Source organism: Hymenobacter sp. 102 (assembly GCF_049949205.1).
Classification (GTDB): domain Bacteria; phylum Bacteroidota; class Bacteroidia; order Cytophagales; family Hymenobacteraceae; genus Hymenobacter.
Genome location: NZ_CP188172.1, coordinates 4,309,635 through 4,330,100, shown reverse-complemented (window position 1 = coordinate 4,330,100; position 20,466 = coordinate 4,309,635). Strand labels below are relative to the sequence as shown.

The following is a 20,466-nucleotide window of genomic DNA, read 5'->3' as shown; positions in this document are numbered from 1 at the left end:
TAACCCTCAAAAAGGATGAGGATTTTTTCAAGACGCAATCATAATATTTGAATTTTCATTAAACACACGTATGTGCAACGCCCAGTTGTCATATTCCGTGCCAGAAGGGAGAGATTGCAACATTTTATATCATTTACACACAATGCAAAATTTGCATAGTTATAAATCATTCTCTGAAACCGTACATTGTTTTTGGCATGGCATTCACACACAAAGGTACTTACCGCTTCCGATAGTTCAATACTTATCCGGCAATCTTCTAGTGTAAAGCCTGCATGGCTGCCAATGTCAGGTTACCGTAGTAGCGTAGAAATTTTTTATTTTATATTTTCTATGTTTATTTCTTTTTATAGTGTCCTTGTCCCTTTTTGAATCAGAAGCGGCCGAAATAAAACACCCCACTCTGCATACTACGGAGTGGGGAGCAGAAAATATATTAATAATCAAATATATTACTATTTCCAGTCAGGCTGCGTTGCGTTCTGAAACAGCCGGGTTCTATTGCGGCCGTCAAGATCAACGACATATACGTCCGGCACAGACTGGGCTACATTATTCTGCTGCACAAAGATAATTTTGGCCCCATCGGGTGAATAACGGGGCACAATGTCGTTGAAGCCCAATGGCTTGCCTACCCCTGCTACCCCAGTAGGCCCAGCGGAAACATCAACAAGTCCGGTGCCATCAAGATTCTGCGTGAAAATGTGGGCATTAAGTTGTCGACCGGTACCATCATTAAACCCATCTACATCACGCGTGTACAGAAGTCGGCGGCCATCTACGCTAAAAGAAGGCGAATCCAACCGCCCGGGCAGATTTCCGATGATCTGCGTCAGGCCCGAGCCATCGGCATTCAGCAGGTACAATTCCGCATCATACACGCTTACGCCTACTGTTTGCACTACGATACGATTGCCAATGGCCGTCCAGTCACACTCCCGGAAGTGCCGGTCGGCCGGGGCAGTAGCCAATAGTGTAAGGCCTGTGCCGTCCCGGTTGATGCGGTACAGTTTATTGTAGCTGCTATAAATAAGCTGGGAACCATCCGGTGACCAACGGTAGCCAATGCCAGTATTGAAATATCCATCAACGGGCAAGAGCGTCACCTGCCGCTGGTCAGAGCCGTCCCGATTCATGGTATAAATCTGGAACTGCCCGGTGGCATTGGAGGTGTAGGCAATCCGGTCCCGATTAGGGCTTAGCTGCGGGGCATTCTCAATGAAAGCAGAAGTTGTCAGACGCAGCAGGTTGGTACCACTTTCATCTGAAGAAAAAATATCCGTATTCCCGTTTTCAGTGCGAGTAAACAGGTAGCGGTTGTCTGGTACTGTTCGCGTCTGGAAGCTCCAGATATCCCCCCGGGCGGTCTGGCTTAAGGCGTTGCGTACACTTACCTGCCAAAAATAGGTCGTTGAAAAGCGGAGTCCGCTTACTTGCACTGTCGTGTCCCGGGAGTTAGTGAGGAGTTGTCGGCGGTCGGAGGAATTGCTTTCGTACAGTACCACATCGTAGCGAAGCGAATCGCTGCGGGTCGAGCCTACCGGAGGCCGCCAGCTCAGGCGCAGGGTAGTGGGCTGATTGATGGCTTTATCGGTGGGAGCTACTAGTACCGGAGCCTGCAACGAGGACCCTCCGGTGGTTTTTTCCAACAGCACGCTGATGGCACTGAGTTGCTCCGCTGTTACCGTGATAGTAGCTATTTCCTGCCGATAATCGGCTCGCTTTACTGTGAGGGCCAGCTTGCCCTCGGGTGCCTGGTCAATCCGAAATTTGCCTTGAGCATCCGTCACGAATACACCCGTAGCCGGTGCAGTGCTAACAGATGCATTGGCCAGCGGCAATCCGGTTCGTGCGTCCGAAACAACCCCCTCTACTTGTCCATACACTACCGGATCCACGTTGTTTTCTTCGCAGGCCACCATACCAAGGGTTATAATGGCCAGAAATACAGTACGCAACCAACTGATGGTGCGGGCAAAATACAGAATAGCCATATTAGGGAGAAGGTGGGAAAAGGGGTGATGTCGGGACAGGGAGGCTGAGGCAGTAACGAAGCTTGAAGGAGTGATAATATGCACTCGGGGCACTAAAATCCACGTAGAATATTACACAAATAAAACGAATTAGTGCAAATAAATCAAATTTTATTCAACAAAAACGTTTAGATTATTCTCCTATCAGCCAACAAAAAGCCTCTGCAACGTTGGTGGCTGCAGAGGCTTTGCATGGTGCTGGAGTACAGCATTGAAAAATCAAGGGCTGACCCTACCCTGCTCTACGCTCAGGCGGATACCCTGACCTCTCATTTCGATGGAATAACCCTGCGGGGAGGCAGTGGAATTTTCCAACTGCGTGAGAGTATTACCATTACCGTACTGCGCAATCTGGTAGCGGCGGGCATCTGCTTCAACTGTGCCCTGCACCACATTCCGGTTTCCCTCCTGTGTAATGGCAATAGCGTTATCGTTGCCATCTACCGTGAGGCGGGCCTGATTGCGGTTGCCATTCTGGCCCACTGTAGCTGTGTTGCCCGCACCGTCCTGGGTCACATCGGCCAAGTTGTAGTTACCAACCTGCACAATATAAGCCTGGTTAACCGCGCCGCCGGTATTGTACTGCGTGGCCGTAGCCCGGTTATCGTTGCCGTTCTGCAGCAGTATTGCGAGGTTGCGGGTATCGGCAATAGCTGCAGCCGGGCCAACGGGCAGCCGCTCAACCCCGATTGTTTCGGCCAGGCGCTGCTCAGCGGTAGCCGCCTCGCTGGTGCTACCCTCCAGCCGTTGCCCGAAGGCAGTGGAAACCAGTAGCATCAACAGGACCGGCAATGCGTATCGTACCTTAAAGAGTCTGTTCATACCCGTACATCAAAAAACAGATGAAACCTGCCACGTACCGGCTACTACGCGGCCATGCCGGATTTCCTGCAGCCCATTGAGGGGAGGAAATCCGGCAGGCGCTGGTAGCTTCTGCTGGTACGCAGACAGGCTAGTTGTGGTCTTGGTGTACGATGGCAGCGTTGCTGTCACCCTGCTGGATGGTAGCACTCCACTGCGCGCCGAGCGTACCAGCTCCTACTACGCCGCTGCCACCCTGGTAGGTATCGGCAAAGTTGCCGTCGCCGTCTTGCTTCTGGATAGCATAGTTGAAGTTGCTGTCCTGGTCGATACGGGCCTGGTTGTTGTCGCCAACCTGGTGCTGAATGGCGTAGTTACGGTCGCCGTCCTGCATGATTTCGGCGCGGTTGTAGTCGCCTTCCTGCTTCTGGGCCGATACGTTATTATCACCGTTGGTCTGGGTGAAAGCGCGGTTGCGAACACCTACGGCGCTGCCTTCGCCTTTCTGCTCTTGCCAGCCGTCGTTACCGTCGCCGTTTTGCAGCAGGTCAGCCGAGTGAATCTGGCCGATTTGGCGTACGTTACCGTAGTTACCGTCGCCTACCTGACGTACGTAAGAGTCATTGTCGGAAATCAGACGGGTAGTAACGAGGGCTGAGGGCGAGGAGCTGGGGCCCGACATCGAGATGCCGCTATTGGCCGTACCATTGGGATTCAGCAGGGCACCGGGAACCTGAGCCTGAGCAGCACCAGCGGCGAAAACGAATGCGGCGAAAACGAATACCTTTTTCATGGAGTTGGGGAAATGAAAATGTGAGAAGGAATGATGGGGAAATTTTACTTAACTAAACCGTTATTTATTTGCTCTCTCCGGAAGAACAGTACAAATATAAGTGAGAATATTTACAAGTCAATAGTTGATATAGAAAAAATGTTAAAATTTTTTTTTGGAATAGTTATAGTTGAGTTAGAACAAAGTTAAGTTTATAGCAATCAGCTGATTGTCATTGATTTCTGATACTGGAGGTCTTACCGACTGAGGTAAAAGATCACGCCGCCACGCCCTGACCAATAGAAATCATTGTAGCTGCCAATCGTCCGCTCATCCAGCTTATCGGACAGGAACAGGTGATTGTCTACCCCCAGATTGAGCGCAAAGCGCCGGGAAACCTGGTATTCGAGTCCGCCTCCGGCCACAACGTGGGGTAAGCCGCCGGCGAATCCGGAAATACCGGAGGTGCTGCGGGCCGTTACGCCCGCGCCTGCCAGCAGATAGGGGGTCCACTTATCGTGGGGTAAAATGCGCAGCTGTAAGCCTGTTTCGGCGTAGCCGATAGTTCCCTGGAAGAACCTTCGGGCGGCCAGCTGCCCGCCACCTACGTTCACAAACGTATTCCAGCGCCCCTGCCCCCATTGGTAGCGCAACGACAGCTCGGCCCCCGGCCGAAGCAGGGAGTGGCCATAGTCGCCGGAATATTGCTGAACCGCGCCCGATACGCCCACCGACCAGGCATTGGGCCGGTCAATAACCGTGCGGCCGAGTACGTCAACCTGCAGGTTATTTTGTTTTTCCTGCTGGTAGGCCTGCATGGCACTGCCTTTCACGTCGGCCGCATTGGCCGGGGTCCAGAGCCCACCTTGCATCCCTTCGTAAATCAGGGCCTGCACCGATTTCTCGATGGCTTCTTTCACGGCCAGTTCGCTGGGCTCATTGTAGGTGAAGCCGGTTTCTGTTTCGAGTAGCCGCTTAAAATTCACGAACCGGAACAGGCTGGCATCTACCTGCTGCGACAGGATGGTTTTGGATGTGTACACCGTTTTGAGGATTCGTCCATTACTGGTGCTGATAGCCCGCAGGTACACCGTTACCCGATCCTGCCGGTACTGCCCCGAGGCCCCCGCCCCGAAGTACCGGAGCCCGGCCCCCCCCGTCAGCATATTGGCATCATAGGAGATGATGCCGCCCTCCAGAATGATACCCGCGAATAGTAAAGGCGGTAGCGGGGGCTGCCGCTGGCCGGTTTGCTCACTGTACTCGGCCCGGGTGGAACGGATGATTTTACGCTCATTGAGCAGATTGCTCAGATTTTCCCGCTCAATGGGCTCAAACCACTGCGACTCCTCCAGGGCGCGCAGTAAAATGCTGGTGGCTCCCTGCGTTACGGCAGTGGAAAAGCTGGAGCCATTCAGCGTAGGTTTGTATTGCCCCGTCTGGTCCCGGAATTTATACACGGCTACTACCACCCGCTCCCGGGGCTGAGGCAAAGCCCGCAGCTCCTGCCCGCCTTTTACTTCTGCCCCCAAACGGGCCCGCTCGGTAGTGAAAGGCTGATGAAAGTATGGGGCACAACCAGCCAGCGCCAGCAACCCACTGCAGAGCAGCAGGACGGCGGATGTAAAACGGGCAACCATAATGAAAAGGAAAAATGCGGGAAACGGACAGCTATAACCAGGGCCAGACGCGGTAACGACTACTTAAGGCACATTAGGCACTGTCACGGTAGTCTGATTGCCGGTGCCGGTGTCCGTTACCTGAATTGCCACTCCGTTCGGCCCGGGGGTTACTTGAATCTGATAGGCCCCGATGGTGTAGCTGCCTTCCCGCACCGGTCCGTCACCGAACTGAGAGGAGATGAAGCGGTTGGTAAGCTGCGCTAAAATCTGTCGGTTCAGGTTGTTGGAGAAATCACCCAGCGGATCCACTGTATTCTGAGCAGAACGGGCGGGGTCTTCCTGGGTATTCTGGGCGGTGGCGGCACTCAGCAGCCAGGCATAGTTGAAGCTGTTACCGCCCCCGAAAGCCGGATTCTTAGGCTCATACACAAAATCCTGGGCCTGCGCGGTATGGCTAATCAGGCCAACAACTATTCCGATGAAGACAGTAAACAACAGTTTCATAAACGCTTACGATGAAGGGTGAGAATGGTAGTTAGTAGGTCTCCAGCCCGCGCAGCTCTCCCCGCTCCAGCTGGCGGCTCACGTTTTGCTGCTCCTGTAGCATAGCGTAAGCCGCTTCAATGGCCTGACCAGCGGCTTCCTCAATCAACTCATACTTAGGCTGAAGCGGCATTTCCAGCAGTTCCGCGTCATTCACGGCCACGGCCACAATGGCGCTGTTGCCCCGGGCCGGCCGCTCCGATATCACAATGGTAAAATCCTGCAGGCCTGCAGGTGGCTCCCACTGCGCGTAAAAAACGTCGTAGAAATCATGCCCGATTTTGGTGATGGTCTGATCGACGACTAACCCGCTTGATTCGGGGCCACGATTCCCCCCGGACTGCGTTCGGGCCGAGTCTGCGCGTAGCAGCAGCTGCAAGGCTTCTTCCAGCTTTTTGGCCGAAAGCGGGGCGGCCGTGGCTTCCCGGGTAGGCACTTGGGCTGCTTTGCCGTTCTCATCGGCCCGCACGGGCCGTTTGCGCTCAGCCTGGGCATGGGCCGCGGGCTGAACCAACATAGAAAGCAACACGGAACTCAGGCCCCATACCCACGGCCGCCACCACAGCACCGGGCGCGGTGCAGGTTTCTTGGCAGAATTTTGCTTGGATGACGGACGCATAAGTCAATACGGAGTCAGCAGCCCCATAAGGTGGAGCTGAGGCAAGAGTTCAAAAAAGAAGCTGAAGTACTGCAGGCACTGCCGCCTAACAGTTTGACGGCATAAATGTAATTATTTGATTGAATAGTACAAGTAATAACTTGCATTTTTTTGCATCAATTTTATTTCAAACTGAATAATACCGATAACAACTCTTACTATTCCGTACCGCTCATAACAAAGCACGCAGAGGGCTGCCTCACCGTGTGTGGGAAAAATGAAGGAAAAACACGCAGCTTTACCAGTGCATTACACCAGAAGTGATGCACCCGCAGATAAGTACCAAAATGGGTCTAACTATTCTAAGCGCCCTTAAACCAAGGCTGTACCCGAAGCTATTGTGGTGCCGTCGGCACGTAGAAAGCGGTGCATCGCGCTGCACAACGGGTATCACATTTGGTTACCCTACAACCTGGAGCAGATGCCAGTTCCTTACTCCCACAGCGGGTAGTGCTCCAGATGCACTTCCTGCCCGAAGAAGATTCGGGTGCTTTCCTCAAAGGAACGGGTGAAATCAGACACGTAAAAGTGATGAGCAGGGACAGTCGGCCCAGCAGCGGACAGCAGCCCCTGCGCTTCCAGATACTGGCGCACGTGGGCAGCTACTACATCGGAAGCGTCCAGCACCTGCGTGCGACCCTGATAGAAAGCGGCAATCTGCTTTTTGATGAGCGGGTAATGCGTACAAGCCAGCACCAAGGCTTCGATGTCATTGAGAGCCGGGTTAGAGAGGTACGACTCAATAACGTTGCCGGCAATACTGTTGTCGAAAAAGCCTTCCTCAATCATGGGGGCCAGCAGCGGGGTAGCCAGGCTACGCAGCTCCACGCCCGCGTCTAGGTCGTCAATCTTCTTACGGTACACGTTGCTATTCACCGTTTGCTTGGTGCCAATGAGACCCACAGTGCGGCCTGCATACTGCTGCCCCACATGCGCCACAATGGGGTCGATAACGTTCAGCACCCGCGCTTTGGAGCCTACGTACTCCCGCACCAGCTCGTAAGCCGCGGCGGAGGCCGAGTTACAGGCAATCAGAATCACCTTGCACTGCTGGCGCAGCAGCACGTCGCAGATTTTGACGCTGTAGGCCTGAATAGCGGCCGTGCTTTTGTCGCCGTAAGGTAAGTGGGCCGTATCGCCGAAGTACACTAGCCGCTCGTGGGGCAGCATTTGGTTTACGGCCCGGGCCACGGTAAGGCCGCCAATGCCACTATCGAAAACGCCAATGGGACGGGTGACCGGGTCGGATGCAGAAGAAGTTGGAGCCATTGTGCCCCGAAGGTACGTAGTGCGCGGCAACGGCGCTGCGGCGCTGGCTCACATCTCTCCGGCCAATAGTTGCGCTTTCAGCTGCAGCAGTTCTGCTTTTTTGTATTGATAAATGGTTGCGGCCACTTCCTCATCCAGCCATGCCAGCGCCTGCTGCGGCCAACCACCCACAAATGCCGCCCGGATGCCATCGGCGCTGTTGGGGTCCCGCTCATGCACTACCCGGGCCAGTAGCTCCGGCCCCGACTGCACCCGTTGCAAATACGGTAGCACGTACCGGTGCACATCGGCCAGCACCTGCTGCTCAACTGCCTCGGGCGGCGTAGCCGACGTTAGCTCGTACCATGTATCCTGCAGTGTATTGTTCAACCGGCCAATGCGCTTGCGTACCAGGCAATCCGGCTCCAGAAACCGCTCCGCTGAAACGCGCCCCCTGTTATTTACCCGTTCTGCTTCCAGTAGGTACAGCCCCGCGTTCAGGGTGAATTGTATACAGTCTGAGTTATTAAAGGCACTCTTCTGTACGTTCAGAATACGCCCCCAACCATTCGCAGGAAAATACTGTCGGAAATTGTGTCCCTGCCTTGTGTATCCAATGGCCCGGAACTCGGGCCAGAGCGTTTGGCTAATCAATTGCTTGAAACGAAGCTGTAAGTCGGATTGCAGCATTAGTTTTTGTTACTCCTACCCTATCAGCCGCCCATCCTCGGCGTAGCGCAACTGGCCCAATTCTACCAGTTCCCGCAGTAAAGCGGTTACGGCGGCGGCCTGGTGGGGGGCAAAGTGTGTTACTACCTGCCGGGGTGTTTGCGCAGTAGTTTGTACTAACGCCAGCAGTTGCTGCCGCAGCTCGGCAGACGCAACAGGTTGCTGGGCGGCTTTCTTGCGGGCCAGGCACCAGTCGCAGACGCCACACGCCGGCGCGTCCAGCTCCCCGAAGTACTCCAGTAGCAACTGCTGGCGGCAACGCCCCCCCGCTTTGTAGCGAATCACCGATTCCGTTTTTTGCAAAGCCAAGTCACGCTGCTGCAATAGGCGCTTCTGTTCCAGGGGTAGCTTGTCGGCATCGTAGCGGGGCGTGGTAAAGAGGGCCTGGGGCGACTCGTGTCGGGGCTGGTACTGGATGATGCCCGAACGGTGCAGGAACAGCAGCATCCGGCGCAGTTCCACCACGCTCAACCGCAGGTGCTGGGCCAGACTATTCTCCGAAATCCGCTGAAAACCGGCAAATAACTCCCCGCCGTGAAAACGCAGCAGACTCTTGATGAGCTTATCATGCTGGGCGTTGGCGACCTGAAACCGGTACAAATCGGTGTGGTCGATGGGAATATGCACCCGGGCGGGGTTATTCACGGCCTCGTTCAGCTGCACAAAACCTTCCCGCTGCAGCATCCGCAGACTGTTGTGCGCATCCAGGGCCTTGATGCGGTAGGTTTCGGCAAACTGCTGCAGATCGAAGTCGAAGGCTACCAGCTCGCCCCCGCCCACGGCCGTGCGCGAAAAATTGGCCAGCGCCTGGTACACGCGGCGCACGGTATCCAGCGGCGGAAAGCTTTGTTGGGTACGGCGGCGCAGCTCATCGGTATCGTTGGGGCCCTGCAACACCACAGCAAAGGCGTATTTCTCGTCGCGGCCGGCGCGGCCGGCCTCCTGGTAGTAGGCCTCCAGGTTATCGGGCGCATCCAAGTGCACTACTAGGCGCACATCGGGCTTATCGATGCCCATACCGAAGGCGTTGGTAGCCACAATGCAGTTTGTCCGGTTCTGCATCCAATCCTGCTGCACCCGGCTGCGCTGCTCGGCGGGCAGGCCGGCATGGTAGGCGGCGGCGGCCACGCCCTGCTGCTGCAGGTAGGCGGCCGTATCCTCCGTCTGGCGGCGGGTGCGGGCATACACGATACTGGTTTTTCCGGCCCCTACCCCGCGCACCACCTCTTGCAAACGCTTCAGCTTGTCTTCGGTTGCCAGCACCGAATAGGATAGGTTGGGCCGGGCGAAACTCTGCTGAAAAACCCGGTGCGAGGACCCAAATCGCAGCTTCTCCACAATATCCAGCCGTACCTGCTCGGTGGCGGTGGCCGTGAGGGCAATGCAGGGCACGCCGGGCAGCAGCTCCCGCAGTTCCTGAATTTGCAGGTAGGGCGGCCGGAAATCGTAGCCCCACTGGGAAAGGCAGTGGGCTTCGTCCACTGCCAGCAGGCTCACCTTCATCTTCCCCACCCGGGCCCGGAATATGTCCGTGAGCAGCCGCTCGGGGCTTACGTACAGAAACTTCACCGGCCCGTACACGCAGTTATCCAGCGTCTGATCAATTTCCTGGTGGCTCATGCCAGCGTACACTGCTTCGGCTTTGATGCCCCGCTTACGCAGGTTTTCCACCTGGTCCTTCATCAGGGCAATCAGCGGCGACACTACCAGGCACAGCCCCGGTCGGGCCAGGGCCGGCACCTGAAAGCAAATGCTCTTGCCCCCGCCCGTGGGCAGCAGCGCCAGCGTATCCTGCCCGGCCAGCACCGAGCGGATAATGTCCTCCTGCAACGGCCGGAACTGCGTGTGCCCCCAGGTCTGGCGCAGTACGTGCAGTATATCGTCGGTAGCGGGTAACATCAACCGCAAAAGTACGGGTAAGCCGGCGCATCAGTCCACAAAAAAGCCCGCCGTTTTGAAAGGGCGGGCTTTTTTTGTAGCAGTAAGGCAAACCTAAGCGGCAGCGGCCGTACCGTTCTCCCGGTCGTCGATGGCCTTCTTCAGCTTAGAGATGGCCTGGGTAGCGCGCTCCTCATCCAAACGGTTGATGTTAAGCAACATCTTGGTTTTTTCCGGACGGGTGATGAGCGGGTGATTCAGCAGCCGGATGATTTCCTCTTTCTGCGAAGCGGAGGCATAGGCGGGAGCGGCTACCTCAGCCACTGCCGGTTCAGCCGCAATGGCCTTCATGGCAGCCGGAGCTTCAGGAGTTGGAGCAGCCGACACAGCGGCCATAGCAGGCTGCTGTACAGTTGGCGTATTGCCACCATACTCCATTTCTTCAGCCGGGGTAGGCTCGTAACCCGCAGCGCGGATAATCCAGGCCAGAATGTTCCGGTAAGCTTTACCGATGGCCCGGGTCTGGGCCATGCTCATGATGGCAAACTCCTGGTAGAACTTCTTGCCCTGTTCCTTATTTGAACAAATGGCGAAGCCCGCCCCTACCGTGTGGCCGCTACGCATGTCGAACAGCGTCACCTTGGCTTGGTACTTTATTTCCTGCTCATTGCTCACGTTGATAACGTGGTCCACGATGGGCACAATGCCCAGGCGGGAGCCAGCGTACTGCCAGCCTTCCACGTTCACAAACTCCTTGCCCTGCACGGTTGTGCTGAGCTTATTGTCCTTGATGAATTTGGCCAGGTCCGTCGCCAGATGCAATGTTTCATCGGAGCGCGAGATGTCGTAGCTCTCCACTTTGGTTTTACGAACCTGCTCTTTGGTGACTTTAGTTGCTTCGCTCATGGCGTCTTTCCGTTAGTGTCCTGTAGTACCGTATTTGTTTACGTGAATATAACGACTCACCAACGTAAAAGGTGCAAAAAACAGCCTGATTTTTACTAAATTTTAGTATTGATTATCAGCCACTTGCAAATAATAATTCTAAAATTTTTAGCTAATCACGTTTTTTAGCTTTTCCAACCATCCCTCCTGGCATACCAGATAGGCTACCAGCCTCAAAACAGAAAACCCGCTGCCTCGTTCCGGTAACGCGGCAGCGGGTTATGCAACACGGCCCGGAGCGGTGCGGACGCGTGACCGAGGCACAAAAAAACACCTGAGCCGAAGCCCAGGTGTCTGATTAACATCCGGTTGATGAAAGTTGGTTCCTGCGTATCCGGCGGCGAGCTAGCCTTCCCAGATATTACCGTCCTTCATCGTAATCTTCCGGTCGGCCATTTCGGCCAGTTGATCGTTGTGGGTAACAATGACGAACGTCTGCCCTAACTCTTTGCGCAGCAGAAAGAAAATCTGGTGTAACTCCTGCGCATTCTGGGAGTCGAGGTTACCGCTGGGCTCATCAGCGAAGATTATTTCGGGAGAGTTGATGAGGGCCCGGGCCACGGCGGTGCGCTGCTGCTCACCACCGCTCATTTCGGAGGGCTTGTGGTCGGCGCGGCGCTCCAGGTTCAGCATGCCAAGCAATTCACGGGCCCGCACGCGGGTTTCTTTTTCGGAGCGGCCCGCCAGGTAGGCTGGCAGGCACACGTTTTCGAGGGCCGTAAACTCAGGCAAAAGGTTATGGAACTGAAAGATAAAGCCGATGTGGCGGTTGCGGAACCGGGCCAGGTCGGAACGGCCCAGCGAACTGACGGACTCTCCGTCGAACAGTACTTCACCCGAATCCGGATTATCCAACGTACCCAGAATGTGCAGCAAAGTGCTTTTGCCAGCCCCCGACGAGCCGACGATGGACACGATTTCCGATTTCTCAATCGTGAGGTCAATGCCCTTAAGGACTTCCAGCGTGTTGTATTTTTTGCGGACGTTGATGGCTTGCAGCAAAACAGGCTATGAATAAAGTGGAGCCGGCGAATCGGAAACAAATCTACGCAATGTAGGGCGTCGCGGGTTATGCGTTGCCAGATGTGAGTTGTCGGCGGCCAGGTATCAGCGGCAGGAGGCGGGTGTACCCGGTAGGAGCAGCGGCTTTTCAGGCGAGGATTGGGCCCGTAAATGAAAAATCCTTGGCTTGGTAACCGGGTACTGACAGCTTACAACGGAAAACTGCCTACTTTCGCGCCTAGTTAACCACCCCGAAACCCCTCTCAACTGACTCTATGAACATTCACGAGTATCAGGGCAAAGACATTCTGAAGCGCTACGGCGTGCGTGTGCAGGAAGGCATCGTGGCCGATACGGCGGATGAAGCCGTGGAAGCAGCCAAAAAACTGACCGAAGAAACCGGCACCGGCTGGCACGTAATTAAGGCGCAGATCCACGCCGGCGGCCGTGGGAAAGGGGGCGGGGTGAAACTCGCCAAAAACCTGGAGCAGGTAAAAGAAATTGCCGGCCAGATCATCGGCATGCAGCTGGTGACCAAGCAAACCGGCCCGGAAGGCCGCAAGGTGCACAAAGTACTGGTAGCCCAGGATGTGTACTACCCCGGTGAATCAGAAACCAAGGAGTTCTACATGAGCGTGCTGCTGGACCGTACGTCCGGTAAAAACGTTATCATCTATACCACGGAGGGTGGCATGGACATCGAGGAAGTAGCCGAGGCGCATCCCGAGAAAATCCACCGTGAGCACGTGGACCCCCGCGTGGGTCTGCGCCCCTTCCAGGCCGCCAAAATTGCCTTCAACCTGGGCCTCAGCGGCGCCGCGCAGAAGGAGATGGTGAAGTTTGTAACGGCTCTCTATAAAGCCTACGACGAAACCGACTCGGCCATGTTCGAAATCAACCCCGTGTTGAAAACCTCGGACAACAAGATTCTGGCCGTTGACGCCAAGGTAACCCTCGACGAAAATGCCCTGTACCGCCATAAGGATTTCGTGGAGCTGCGTGATACCAACGAAGAAGACCCACTGGAAGTAGAAGCTTCGGCCTCGAACCTGAACTACGTGAAGCTCGACGGCAACGTGGGCTGCATGGTAAACGGCGCGGGCCTGGCCATGGCTACTATGGACATCATCAAGCTCAGCGGCGGCGAGCCGGCCAACTTCCTCGACGTGGGGGGTGGAGCCAACGCCCAGACCGTGGAAGCTGGCTTCCGCATCATCCTGAAGGACCCGAATGTGAAAGCCATCCTCATTAACATCTTCGGGGGCATCGTGCGTTGCGACCGGGTAGCCAACGGGGTAGTAGAAGCCTACAAGAACATCGGCGACATTAAAGTACCCATCATCGTGCGTCTGCAAGGTACCAACGCGGAGGAGGGCGCCCGCATCATTGATGAGAGTGGCCTGAAAGTGTACTCGGCGGTGTTGCTGAAAGATGCCGCACAAAAAGTAAAAGAAGTGCTGGCTGAACAGGGCATTTCCTAGGTCGGCTGCGTAAAAAGAGCGTATTTGAAAGCCCGTCCGGTAAACCGGATGGGCTTTTTGTTGTCTGCTGCCTCAACCTCAGAAGAATAGCCTTCGTTTAGAGCAGTTCACTTCTCTGAGCCTATGCACTGTAAGACGTTTACACTGATCCTGTTGGCCCTGGGGTGCCGCCTTACCTGCCTGGGGCAGTCGGCCGCGGAGCTGCTGAGCAGTCCAAAATTTCCGTACCAGACCACTGCCGACCCGGTAGCTTATCCTTTCCAGTTTAGTCCGGCCTCTTCCCAGTACCTCACCCGGTTTCGGGAAATGTTTGGGCTGGAAGAGGTAATAGCGCAGGAAACAACTGATTTGGGGCGGGCTCGGGCTCTATGTCAGTGGGTGCATTTCCGGCTGGAGCATGATGGGCACAAGCAGTTTAAATCTCAGGACCCTTTTGCCATTCTGAAAGCGGCCCAGGCCGGGCAGCAGGTGCAATGCGTGGAGTACGGCCTGGTGCTGGCGGCGGCATTCAATGCTGTGGGTATTCCTGCCCGGCCGCTGTACCTCAAGGCCGAGGACGTACAAACCCGCTCCTCTGCCGCTGGCCACGCGTTGGCCGAAGCCTGGCTGCCCGACCAAGGCAAATGGGTAATGGTGGACGCCCAGGCTGATATCATCCCGATGCTGGGCACTACCCCGCTCAACGCCGTGGAACTGCAGCAGGCTCTTGCCACCGACCGGCCGGAACTGACCGTACTGACATCTACCAGAGCCAAAGCCCGGTCCTATTTCAACTGGGTAAACCAGTATTTATTTTACTTCGATACGGTGATGGACAACCGTTACGGCGTAAAATCGGCGCGCACCGGGTTAATGCTGGTGCCCACCAACGCGCATAAGCCGGTAATTTTTCAGCGCACCGAAGCTATTCACAACATCCGCTACACCAACTCAGTGGCTACGTTCTATGCTACGCCTGTTCCCGCAGCTGTTATGACAGCTAAATCAGGGGCTATCAGCACCCCGTAGTAGGTTCTGCTACCAGTTGCCATAAACCTCGCCGCCCGGCTCTGTCAGAACCGGGCGGCGAGGTTTACGGCAACTGGTAGCAGAACCTATTGCACGCCGCCTTTTTCGGCTACACCTGCGTTTTCCTCCGCCTGCACCGAAATAGTTTCACCCTGCACGCGCAGTTCTACTTCCATGTTCCCACGGGTACCCACCGAGTACGGACAGATTCGGTGAGCCTGACGAACCATTTCTACGGTTTTGTCCCGATCAAATGACTTCAGGTCCACATCCAGCACGGCGGAGAGGCCATACCCTTCCCCTTCCTGGAACAAAGACACCGAGCATTTCACTTCAGTCTGAGGGTCGAGTTTGTCGCCGGCCCGTTGGGCAATTACTAGCAGGGCCTGCTGAAAACAGGAGGAATAGCCGGCAGCAAACAGTTCCTCGGGGTTGGTAGCCCCTTTTTTCCCGCCAAGCCCTTCAGGCACCGACATATCTAGGTCGATGATGCCGGTAGCGGAACGAACGTGGCCGCTCCGACCGCCTATGGCGGTAGCATCGGCGGTATACAAAGTCTTCTTTTCAGTGGTAGCCATATAAAATGGATTCAATGGGAGAACAGATGGGTATGCTAACTGTACTGACGCACGGAAGGTTACTAAAACCCGGTGCAGGATTTTGCAGAAAAACACGCGTATCATTTGGCGGCAGCAGGTTTTCTACCTAGTTTTGCCACTCATAATTCGGGTCGCGTAGTACAACGGATAGTATGGGAGTCTCCGAAGCTCTTGATCTAGGTTCGATTCCTAGCGCGACCACCAAAGCCCTTTAGCAGTTGCTGAAGGGCTTTTTTATTATCAGGTGTGTATGCGTACAGGCAGGTATTTACTGTTCAGCCTATATCCTTTCGGACGGCGGTAGCGTACAAGGCGGACATTTCTCTCATCGGGTCCCCTACCCCCAACCTGCTTACACCATGAACAAATACCTGCTCTCGACGCTGGCACTGGCTTTTACCCTCACCACTGGCTCGGCCGTGGCCCAGGGCAAAATGAAGTCGGACGACGAAAAAACTAAAATCAAAGAAGACGGCATGAGCACCAAAACCAAGGTAGCCGACGATGGCAAAACCAAGGTGAAAGGCAAAGCCGATAACGGTGCTAAAATCAAAGCCACTACCAAGCCCCGCGAAGGTGCTGACATGAAAAACATGAAGATGTCAGGGGTTATGGTTGGTGGTGCCATGATGACACCCGATAAGGACATCGTGGACAACGCGGTAAACTCGACTGACCACACCACCCTGGTAGCCGCCGTAAAAGCCGCCGGTTTGGTTGAAACCCTGAAAGGTACTGGTCCATTCACGGTTTTTGCTCCTACCAACTCTGCTTTCGATAAGTTGCCCGCCGGCACGGTAAACACGCTGGTGATGCCCGAAAACAAGCAGAAACTCACTACCATCCTCACCTACCACGTGGTACCCGGCCGCCTGATGGCTGCTGACCTGCGTGATGGACAGACGCTGACCACCGTAGAAGGCGAAATGCTGACTGTGCACCGCAACGGCAACATGGTAATGCTGCACGATGCGAAAGGTGGTATGGCTAATGTAACCATTGCCGATGTGGTATCGAAAAACGGCGTTACCCACGTAATCGACACGGTACTCATGCCCACCAAATAAGTAGTTGGTTTAGTATCAGGCAAGAAAGCCGGCTTCCGCAAGGAGGCCGGCTTTCTTATTAAGCAACCGGCCGAACAAGAAGCTGGCTTCTTTCCTCGGGAGCAGAATTACTAATTTGTTACGCTGTTCACCCGGTTGTAACTCAATCGTTTGGGTCTGGCAAAAGAATCCGACATTTGTTTTCTTTTCTTTCTTCACACACCTTCCCCCCTGTTGATGAAACACTTTTTCTCCTGGATGCTGGGAGCTGCGTTGAGCCTGAGCGCACTGGGTGCAACGGCCCAGACGCTGCCTGCCGCTCCTCCGGCCAACCTACAGGGCCAGAACCTTAAAGACTGGTTGCGGCAAAACTGGTACGATGGCAAGCGGGTAGTACTAAGCTACAACGACGCCCGCGGCAGAATGTACAATTACATTGACAACCAGAACGGCCGTGTGGTTTGCGTATATTCAGGCTATACCGAGAATGTACGGCTGGACTCCAGCAGCACGAGCACCGGCGTGGTGAACCGCATCAATTGTGAGCATACCGTGCCGCAGTCGTGGTTTGATGAAGCAGTGCGGATGCGCTCCGACATTCATCATCTGTTTCCGACCTATGACACCTGGAACTCGGACCGGGGCTCAGACCCGTTTGCAGAAATTCCGGATGCGCAGACGCAGAAATGGATGCGTGGCACCTCCAGCCAAGCTACCATTCCGACCAGCAACATAGACGAGTACAGCGAGGATACGAACTCTCAGTTTGAACCCCGCGAAGATCATAAGGGCAACCTGGCCCGGGCCATCTTTTATTTCTACACCATGCACCAGGGGCAAAAGTTTGACCCCGGCAAGGATGTAATTACCGCCGCCGCCGACCTGAATACCCTTTATCAATGGCACATGGCCGACCCGGTGGACGCCCGCGAAACGGAGCGCAACCGCCGCACGGCCAAAAGCCAGGGCAATTTCAACCCTTACATTACCTACCCTGATCTGGTAGCCCGGGCCTGGGGTTTTCAGGTGCTGCCTACGTTCTCATTCTCAGCCGCCACGGCTAGCAGTGCGGAGGGCAGCACCGGTACCAGCACCTACACGGCTACCGTTAACGTAACACCGGTGCCTACCTCCGCCCTCACGGTGCAGGTGGCACTGGATGCGGCCAACTCTACGGCTATCAGCGGCTCCGATTTTGCTTTCCCCTCGCCCCAGACGCTAACCTTCGCCGCCGGCCAGTCCTCGCAAACAGTTACCGTCACCATCAATGGGGACACCCAGCCGGAGGCTGACGAAACGGTAGTGCTCACGCTCAGCAACCCTTCCTCAGGGGGGGCAGTGGGCGGACCAGCGGCGCAGGAATTGACCATCACCAACGACGATGGCCCGGCACCCACCATTCGGTTTGCAACGGGCACGGGCTCCGTTACGGAAGATAACACCGGTAGCAGCACCTACACCGTGAACGTAACCCTGAGTGGTAGTGCTCCCACGGCGGCCGTCACCATTCCGGTAACGGTGAGCACCAGCGGTACCACGGCTACCTCGCCAGCCGACTACACGCTCACCACTACCTCCGTAACCTTCGCGGCCGGCCAAGCTTCGCAGACGGTACCCGTCTCGGTTTTGGTAGTGGGTGATGCGCAGCCGGAGCCCAACGAGACGGTGCGTCTGGTGCTGGGTGCTCCTACTACGGGCGGCGCGGTGCTGGGCGCACCTTCAGCCCACGTGCTCACCATCACCAACGATGACCAGGCCCCGGCCGGCTCCCCCTGCACCGATTTGTTTTTCTCGGAGTATGTGGAGGGCAGTGCCAGCAACACCAAGGCCATTGAAATCTATAATCCTTCACCGGCCCCCATCAATCTTACGGGCATTGAAGTACGCCTGTTTGGCAACGGCTCCACTTCACCTTCCAGCACGCAGGCCCTCACCGGCACCATTGCCCCCGGCGACGTGTACGTAATTGCCAATAGCGGCGTAGTTTCCCCCATCGTAGCCGCGCAAGCTGATGTGCAGTCGAACGTGGGATTCTTCAACGGCGACGACGCCATTTTGCTGCTGGATGGCACCGATACGCTGGACATCATTGGCGTAATTGGCCAGCAGCCCAGCGGGGGCTGGCAGCTGCCCGGTGGCGGCACTACCACCAACGCTACACTGGTGCGCAAAGCCACCGTGAATGCCGGCCAGAAGCGCTGGAGCCTAGCCGCCGGCGAGTGGCAGTTTGTAGGTACCGATGTGTATTCGGGCGTGGGCAGCCACACCAGCGGCTGCATTACGACGGCAACTACTAAAGCTGCCCCGCTGAACTTTGGTATCGAGGTATTCCCGAACCCGGCCACCGGTAGCGTGCAGGTACGCCTGCCCGAGCTGCGGGGCCGGCATGAGGCTGCTATCAGTCTGTTCAATGCACTGGGCCAGGAGGTTTTCCACCATACCCAGTCGGTTTCGGCACTTGATGCTGGGAGCATACCCGTACAGACACTCAGCAACGGCCTGTACACAGTGCGCGTAACCGTGGATGGGGTGCGCTACAGTCGCCGCGTAGCGGTGCAGCACTAAAGCCGCTGATAAGCTTAGTCTGACCAGCTTCTAACCTTAAAAGCAGCCCTGGCTTCCATGTAGGAGAGCCGGGGCTGCTTTTTTTGGAGCCCGTTTCGGGGGTGGGCGGCTGGTTTACCCCCGGAATGCAAACGGGCCCGCATTGCAGTGCGGACCCGAACTCACATGGAAAAAATAACAATCTGCTTACGGGAATAAACTTGGGGTTAACACTCAGGAACGGTGAGCACCGGGATGCGGCTGTGCGCCAGCAGCCCAGCCGTAACACTGTGGCGGAAATGCTGACCCGGGTACAGCCGCTGCCGGGTTACGAATGAGAGAATATCGGCCTGATGCCGGGTGGCAGCGTGCCGGATACCTTCTTCAATTGAAGGGTGCCGGGTGGCGGTAACTGTGTGCGCTATGCCGGCTAACAGCCCATTCTGTCGGATACTGGAGGCAACCTCTTTCAGCGTAGGCGAAGTCTGGGTAGTGTACACGTGCAGCCCCACCACCACTGGAATAACTCGCGTCAGCAGATAGTCCACGGCAGTGGCCGAGGCACCCAGCGTAAGCGGCTCGGGGGAAGAGGTGAGTTGCTCCAGCAGGTGCGGAATGGTGACGGCTGTGGCGGGCAGCCGCACGGCTCGTCGGTCGGTGTCAAGCACAATCCGCCGGGGCAATGCCCCCGCCCGGTACGTAACCGGCACCACCAGTAGCGGATGTAGCAGCGTCTGAACCAAGTGGAGCGCGAAGCTATGGTCTGTGTGGCGGATGTTTTTTGCCGGATTGGCATTACCTACTACCACCACCTGCCCGGGACCAGGGCCTAACCCGGCAGCCAACTGCGGCAGGACCTCCCCTGTAAGCAGGGTTGCCGCGCACGGTACTGAGGCCTGCACTATGGCCGCCTGCTCCCGCAACGCCACTCCGGCCTGCTCCGCCGACCACACGTAGCCTTTCCGGCGCAACATGTCTGCCTCCGCCGAGCCGGCAGATGGCAGCAGATGCCACAGATGCACGCTTCCGCCCGTGTGGCGAGCCAGCACCACTGCGTAGTGCAGCGCGTTGGCGGCCACTTCCGAGAAGTCGGTTAAGACGTGAAACGTGATGGTGGAACCGGGCAAAGCAGTACAGATAGTGTTCAGTAAGCCAAGTTATCAGATTACCGAACGCCAAAAATTAAGACGCTATTAAAAATCAGCAACATACCACAAGATTTGACTTTGGGTAAGCTGAAGCGTAGCGCACAGTAAGCTACTGTGTATCTGCGGGCGCTTCCCGCAAATGCTGGTACTGCGGGTGAGTATCCATAAACTTCTGCATAAAGCGGCAACTGGTGCGCACCCGCAGCCCCTGCTCCCGGGCAAAGGCCAGTCCGGTGCGCGCCAGCTCCTCCGCTAGCCCCCGTCCTCGCAATGCCTCATCTACATACGTATGCGTGAAATCAAGGATGCCGGCCGCGGGCTTGCTATAGGCAAGCTCGGCCGAGCCACCTTCCTGTTCAATTGTAAATTCCTGATTTTGAGCGTGGTGAATGACGGTTACTGGCATACG

General features: G+C 56.0%; 18 protein-coding genes and 1 tRNA gene. 5 read left to right on the top strand and 14 right to left on the bottom strand.

Features of this window, described 5'->3' with window-relative positions:
- Positions 1-455: 455 nt before the first annotated feature.
- The 11 genes from ACN19L_RS18685 to ACN19L_RS18635 all read right to left on the bottom strand — a co-directional run bounded on the left by ACN19L_RS18685 (position 456) and on the right by ACN19L_RS18635 (position 12,231).
- On the bottom strand, positions 456-1,994 hold the full coding sequence (locus ACN19L_RS18685; RefSeq protein WP_426490976.1) for a carboxypeptidase-like regulatory domain-containing protein: 1,539 nt from the start codon (positions 1,992-1,994) through the stop codon (positions 456-458).
- Positions 1,995-2,252: 258 nt separating this feature from the next.
- Positions 2,253-2,810: a hypothetical protein gene (locus ACN19L_RS18680; protein WP_426490975.1), complete on the bottom strand. Its 558-nt coding sequence runs from the start codon at positions 2,808-2,810 to the stop codon at positions 2,253-2,255.
- Between the two features lie 175 nt (positions 2,811-2,985).
- Positions 2,986-3,627 (bottom strand): hypothetical protein, encoded by a 642-nt coding sequence (locus tag ACN19L_RS18675; protein ID WP_426490974.1) that lies wholly within the window; start codon positions 3,625-3,627, stop codon positions 2,986-2,988.
- Positions 3,628-3,863: 236 nt separating this feature from the next.
- Positions 3,864-5,246 carry a CsgG/HfaB family protein gene (locus ACN19L_RS18670; RefSeq protein WP_426490973.1) on the bottom strand — a complete coding sequence of 461 codons (1,383 nt, stop codon included), beginning with the start codon at positions 5,244-5,246 and terminating at the stop codon, positions 3,864-3,866.
- Between the two features lie 63 nt (positions 5,247-5,309).
- Positions 5,310-5,732 carry a curli production assembly/transport component CsgF gene (locus ACN19L_RS18665; RefSeq protein ID WP_426490972.1) on the bottom strand — a complete coding sequence of 141 codons (423 nt, stop codon included), beginning with the start codon at positions 5,730-5,732 and terminating at the stop codon, positions 5,310-5,312.
- A gap of 31 nt (positions 5,733-5,763) precedes the next feature.
- On the bottom strand, positions 5,764-6,288 hold the full coding sequence (locus ACN19L_RS18660; RefSeq protein WP_426490971.1) for a CsgE family curli-type amyloid fiber assembly protein: 525 nt from the start codon (positions 6,286-6,288) through the stop codon (positions 5,764-5,766).
- Positions 6,289-6,861: 573 nt separating this feature from the next.
- Positions 6,862-7,698: a glutamate racemase gene (murI, locus tag ACN19L_RS18655; protein ID WP_426490970.1), complete on the bottom strand. Its 837-nt coding sequence runs from the start codon at positions 7,696-7,698 to the stop codon at positions 6,862-6,864.
- A 48-nt stretch (positions 7,699-7,746) separates the two neighbouring features.
- The gene (locus ACN19L_RS18650) at positions 7,747-8,367 is read right to left on the bottom strand and encodes a DUF4304 domain-containing protein (protein WP_426490969.1); all 621 of its coding nucleotides are present in this window, start codon (positions 8,365-8,367) and stop codon (positions 7,747-7,749) included.
- Positions 8,368-8,382: 15 nt separating this feature from the next.
- Entirely contained in the window at positions 8,383-10,305 is a 1,923-nt protein-coding gene (locus ACN19L_RS18645; RefSeq protein ID WP_426490968.1) for a RecQ family ATP-dependent DNA helicase, read from the bottom strand.
- 93 nt (positions 10,306-10,398) lie between these two features.
- Positions 10,399-11,190 carry a hypothetical protein gene (locus ACN19L_RS18640; protein ID WP_426490967.1) on the bottom strand — a complete coding sequence of 264 codons (792 nt, stop codon included), beginning with the start codon at positions 11,188-11,190 and terminating at the stop codon, positions 10,399-10,401.
- Between the two features lie 384 nt (positions 11,191-11,574).
- Positions 11,575-12,231, bottom strand: coding sequence for an ABC transporter ATP-binding protein (locus tag ACN19L_RS18635; protein ID WP_110979954.1), 657 nt, complete (start codon positions 12,229-12,231; stop codon positions 11,575-11,577).
- A 275-nt stretch (positions 12,232-12,506) separates the two neighbouring features.
- On the opposite strand from ACN19L_RS18635, the gene sucC reads away from it, so the two are divergent.
- Positions 12,507-13,712: an ADP-forming succinate--CoA ligase subunit beta gene (gene sucC / locus ACN19L_RS18630; RefSeq protein ID WP_426490966.1), complete on the top strand. Its 1,206-nt coding sequence runs from the start codon at positions 12,507-12,509 to the stop codon at positions 13,710-13,712.
- Between the two features lie 123 nt (positions 13,713-13,835).
- On the top strand, positions 13,836-14,720 hold the full coding sequence (locus tag ACN19L_RS18625) for a transglutaminase-like domain-containing protein (protein WP_426490965.1): 885 nt from the start codon (positions 13,836-13,838) through the stop codon (positions 14,718-14,720).
- An 86-nt stretch (positions 14,721-14,806) separates the two neighbouring features.
- Here the strand turns inward: ACN19L_RS18625 and ACN19L_RS18620 are convergent, their stop codons facing one another.
- The gene (locus ACN19L_RS18620) at positions 14,807-15,298 is read right to left on the bottom strand and encodes an Ohr family peroxiredoxin (protein ID WP_426490964.1); all 492 of its coding nucleotides are present in this window, start codon (positions 15,296-15,298) and stop codon (positions 14,807-14,809) included.
- Between the two features lie 150 nt (positions 15,299-15,448).
- Between ACN19L_RS18620 and ACN19L_RS18615 the strand changes: the two genes are divergently transcribed.
- From ACN19L_RS18615 to ACN19L_RS18605, 3 genes are all read left to right on the top strand, one after another.
- Positions 15,449-15,523: transfer RNA gene (locus ACN19L_RS18615), tRNA-Arg, on the top strand.
- Positions 15,524-15,903: 380 nt separating this feature from the next.
- Entirely contained in the window at positions 15,904-16,386 is a 483-nt protein-coding gene (locus ACN19L_RS18610; protein WP_426493602.1) for a fasciclin domain-containing protein, read from the top strand.
- Between the two features lie 216 nt (positions 16,387-16,602).
- Positions 16,603-18,930, top strand: a complete 2,328-nt coding sequence (locus ACN19L_RS18605) for an endonuclease (protein WP_426490963.1) — start codon at positions 16,603-16,605, stop codon at positions 18,928-18,930.
- Between the two features lie 206 nt (positions 18,931-19,136).
- Here the strand turns inward: ACN19L_RS18605 and ACN19L_RS18600 are convergent, their stop codons facing one another.
- A complete protein-coding gene (locus ACN19L_RS18600; protein ID WP_426490962.1) occupies positions 19,137-20,036 on the bottom strand; it encodes a universal stress protein in 900 nt (299 codons plus the stop codon).
- A 130-nt stretch (positions 20,037-20,166) separates the two neighbouring features.
- The gene (locus tag ACN19L_RS18595) at positions 20,167-20,463 is read right to left on the bottom strand and encodes a GNAT family N-acetyltransferase (protein ID WP_426490961.1); all 297 of its coding nucleotides are present in this window, start codon (positions 20,461-20,463) and stop codon (positions 20,167-20,169) included.
- Positions 20,464-20,466: the final 3 nt, after the last annotated feature.

What these genes read in the sequence shown, in the direction of transcription:
- ACN19L_RS18685 (WP_426490976.1), bottom strand. Translation starts at nt 1,994, where the DNA reads ATGGCTATTCTGTATTTTGCCCGCACCATCAGTTGGTTGCGTACTGTA.
- ACN19L_RS18680 (WP_426490975.1), bottom strand. Translation starts at nt 2,810, where the DNA reads ATGCTACTGGTTTCCACTGCCTTCGGGCAACGGCTGGAGGGTAGCACC.
- ACN19L_RS18675 (WP_426490974.1), bottom strand. Translation starts at nt 3,627, where the DNA reads ATGAAAAAGGTATTCGTTTTCGCCGCATTCGTTTTCGCCGCTGGTGCT.
- ACN19L_RS18670 (WP_426490973.1), bottom strand. Translation starts at nt 5,246, where the DNA reads ATGGTTGCCCGTTTTACATCCGCCGTCCTGCTGCTCTGCAGTGGGTTG.
- ACN19L_RS18665 (WP_426490972.1), bottom strand. Translation starts at nt 5,732, where the DNA reads ATGAAACTGTTGTTTACTGTCTTCATCGGAATAGTTGTTGGCCTGATT.
- ACN19L_RS18660 (WP_426490971.1), bottom strand. Translation starts at nt 6,288, where the DNA reads ATGTTGGTTCAGCCCGCGGCCCATGCCCAGGCTGAGCGCAAACGGCCC.
- murI (WP_426490970.1), bottom strand. Translation starts at nt 7,698, where the DNA reads ATGGCTCCAACTTCTTCTGCATCCGACCCGGTCACCCGTCCCATTGGC.
- ACN19L_RS18650 (WP_426490969.1), bottom strand. Translation starts at nt 8,367, where the DNA reads ATGCTGCAATCCGACTTACAGCTTCGTTTCAAGCAATTGATTAGCCAA.
- ACN19L_RS18645 (WP_426490968.1), bottom strand. Translation starts at nt 10,305, where the DNA reads ATGTTACCCGCTACCGACGATATACTGCACGTACTGCGCCAGACCTGG.
- ACN19L_RS18640 (WP_426490967.1), bottom strand. Translation starts at nt 11,190, where the DNA reads ATGAGCGAAGCAACTAAAGTCACCAAAGAGCAGGTTCGTAAAACCAAA.
- sucC (WP_426490966.1), top strand. Translation starts at nt 12,507, where the DNA reads ATGAACATTCACGAGTATCAGGGCAAAGACATTCTGAAGCGCTACGGC.
- ACN19L_RS18625 (WP_426490965.1), top strand. Translation starts at nt 13,836, where the DNA reads ATGCACTGTAAGACGTTTACACTGATCCTGTTGGCCCTGGGGTGCCGC.
- ACN19L_RS18620 (WP_426490964.1), bottom strand. Translation starts at nt 15,298, where the DNA reads ATGGCTACCACTGAAAAGAAGACTTTGTATACCGCCGATGCTACCGCC.
- ACN19L_RS18610 (WP_426493602.1), top strand. Translation starts at nt 15,904, where the DNA reads ATGAAAAACATGAAGATGTCAGGGGTTATGGTTGGTGGTGCCATGATG.
- ACN19L_RS18605 (WP_426490963.1), top strand. Translation starts at nt 16,603, where the DNA reads ATGAAACACTTTTTCTCCTGGATGCTGGGAGCTGCGTTGAGCCTGAGC.
- ACN19L_RS18595 (WP_426490961.1), bottom strand. Translation starts at nt 20,463, where the DNA reads ATGCCAGTAACCGTCATTCACCACGCTCAAAATCAGGAATTTACAATT.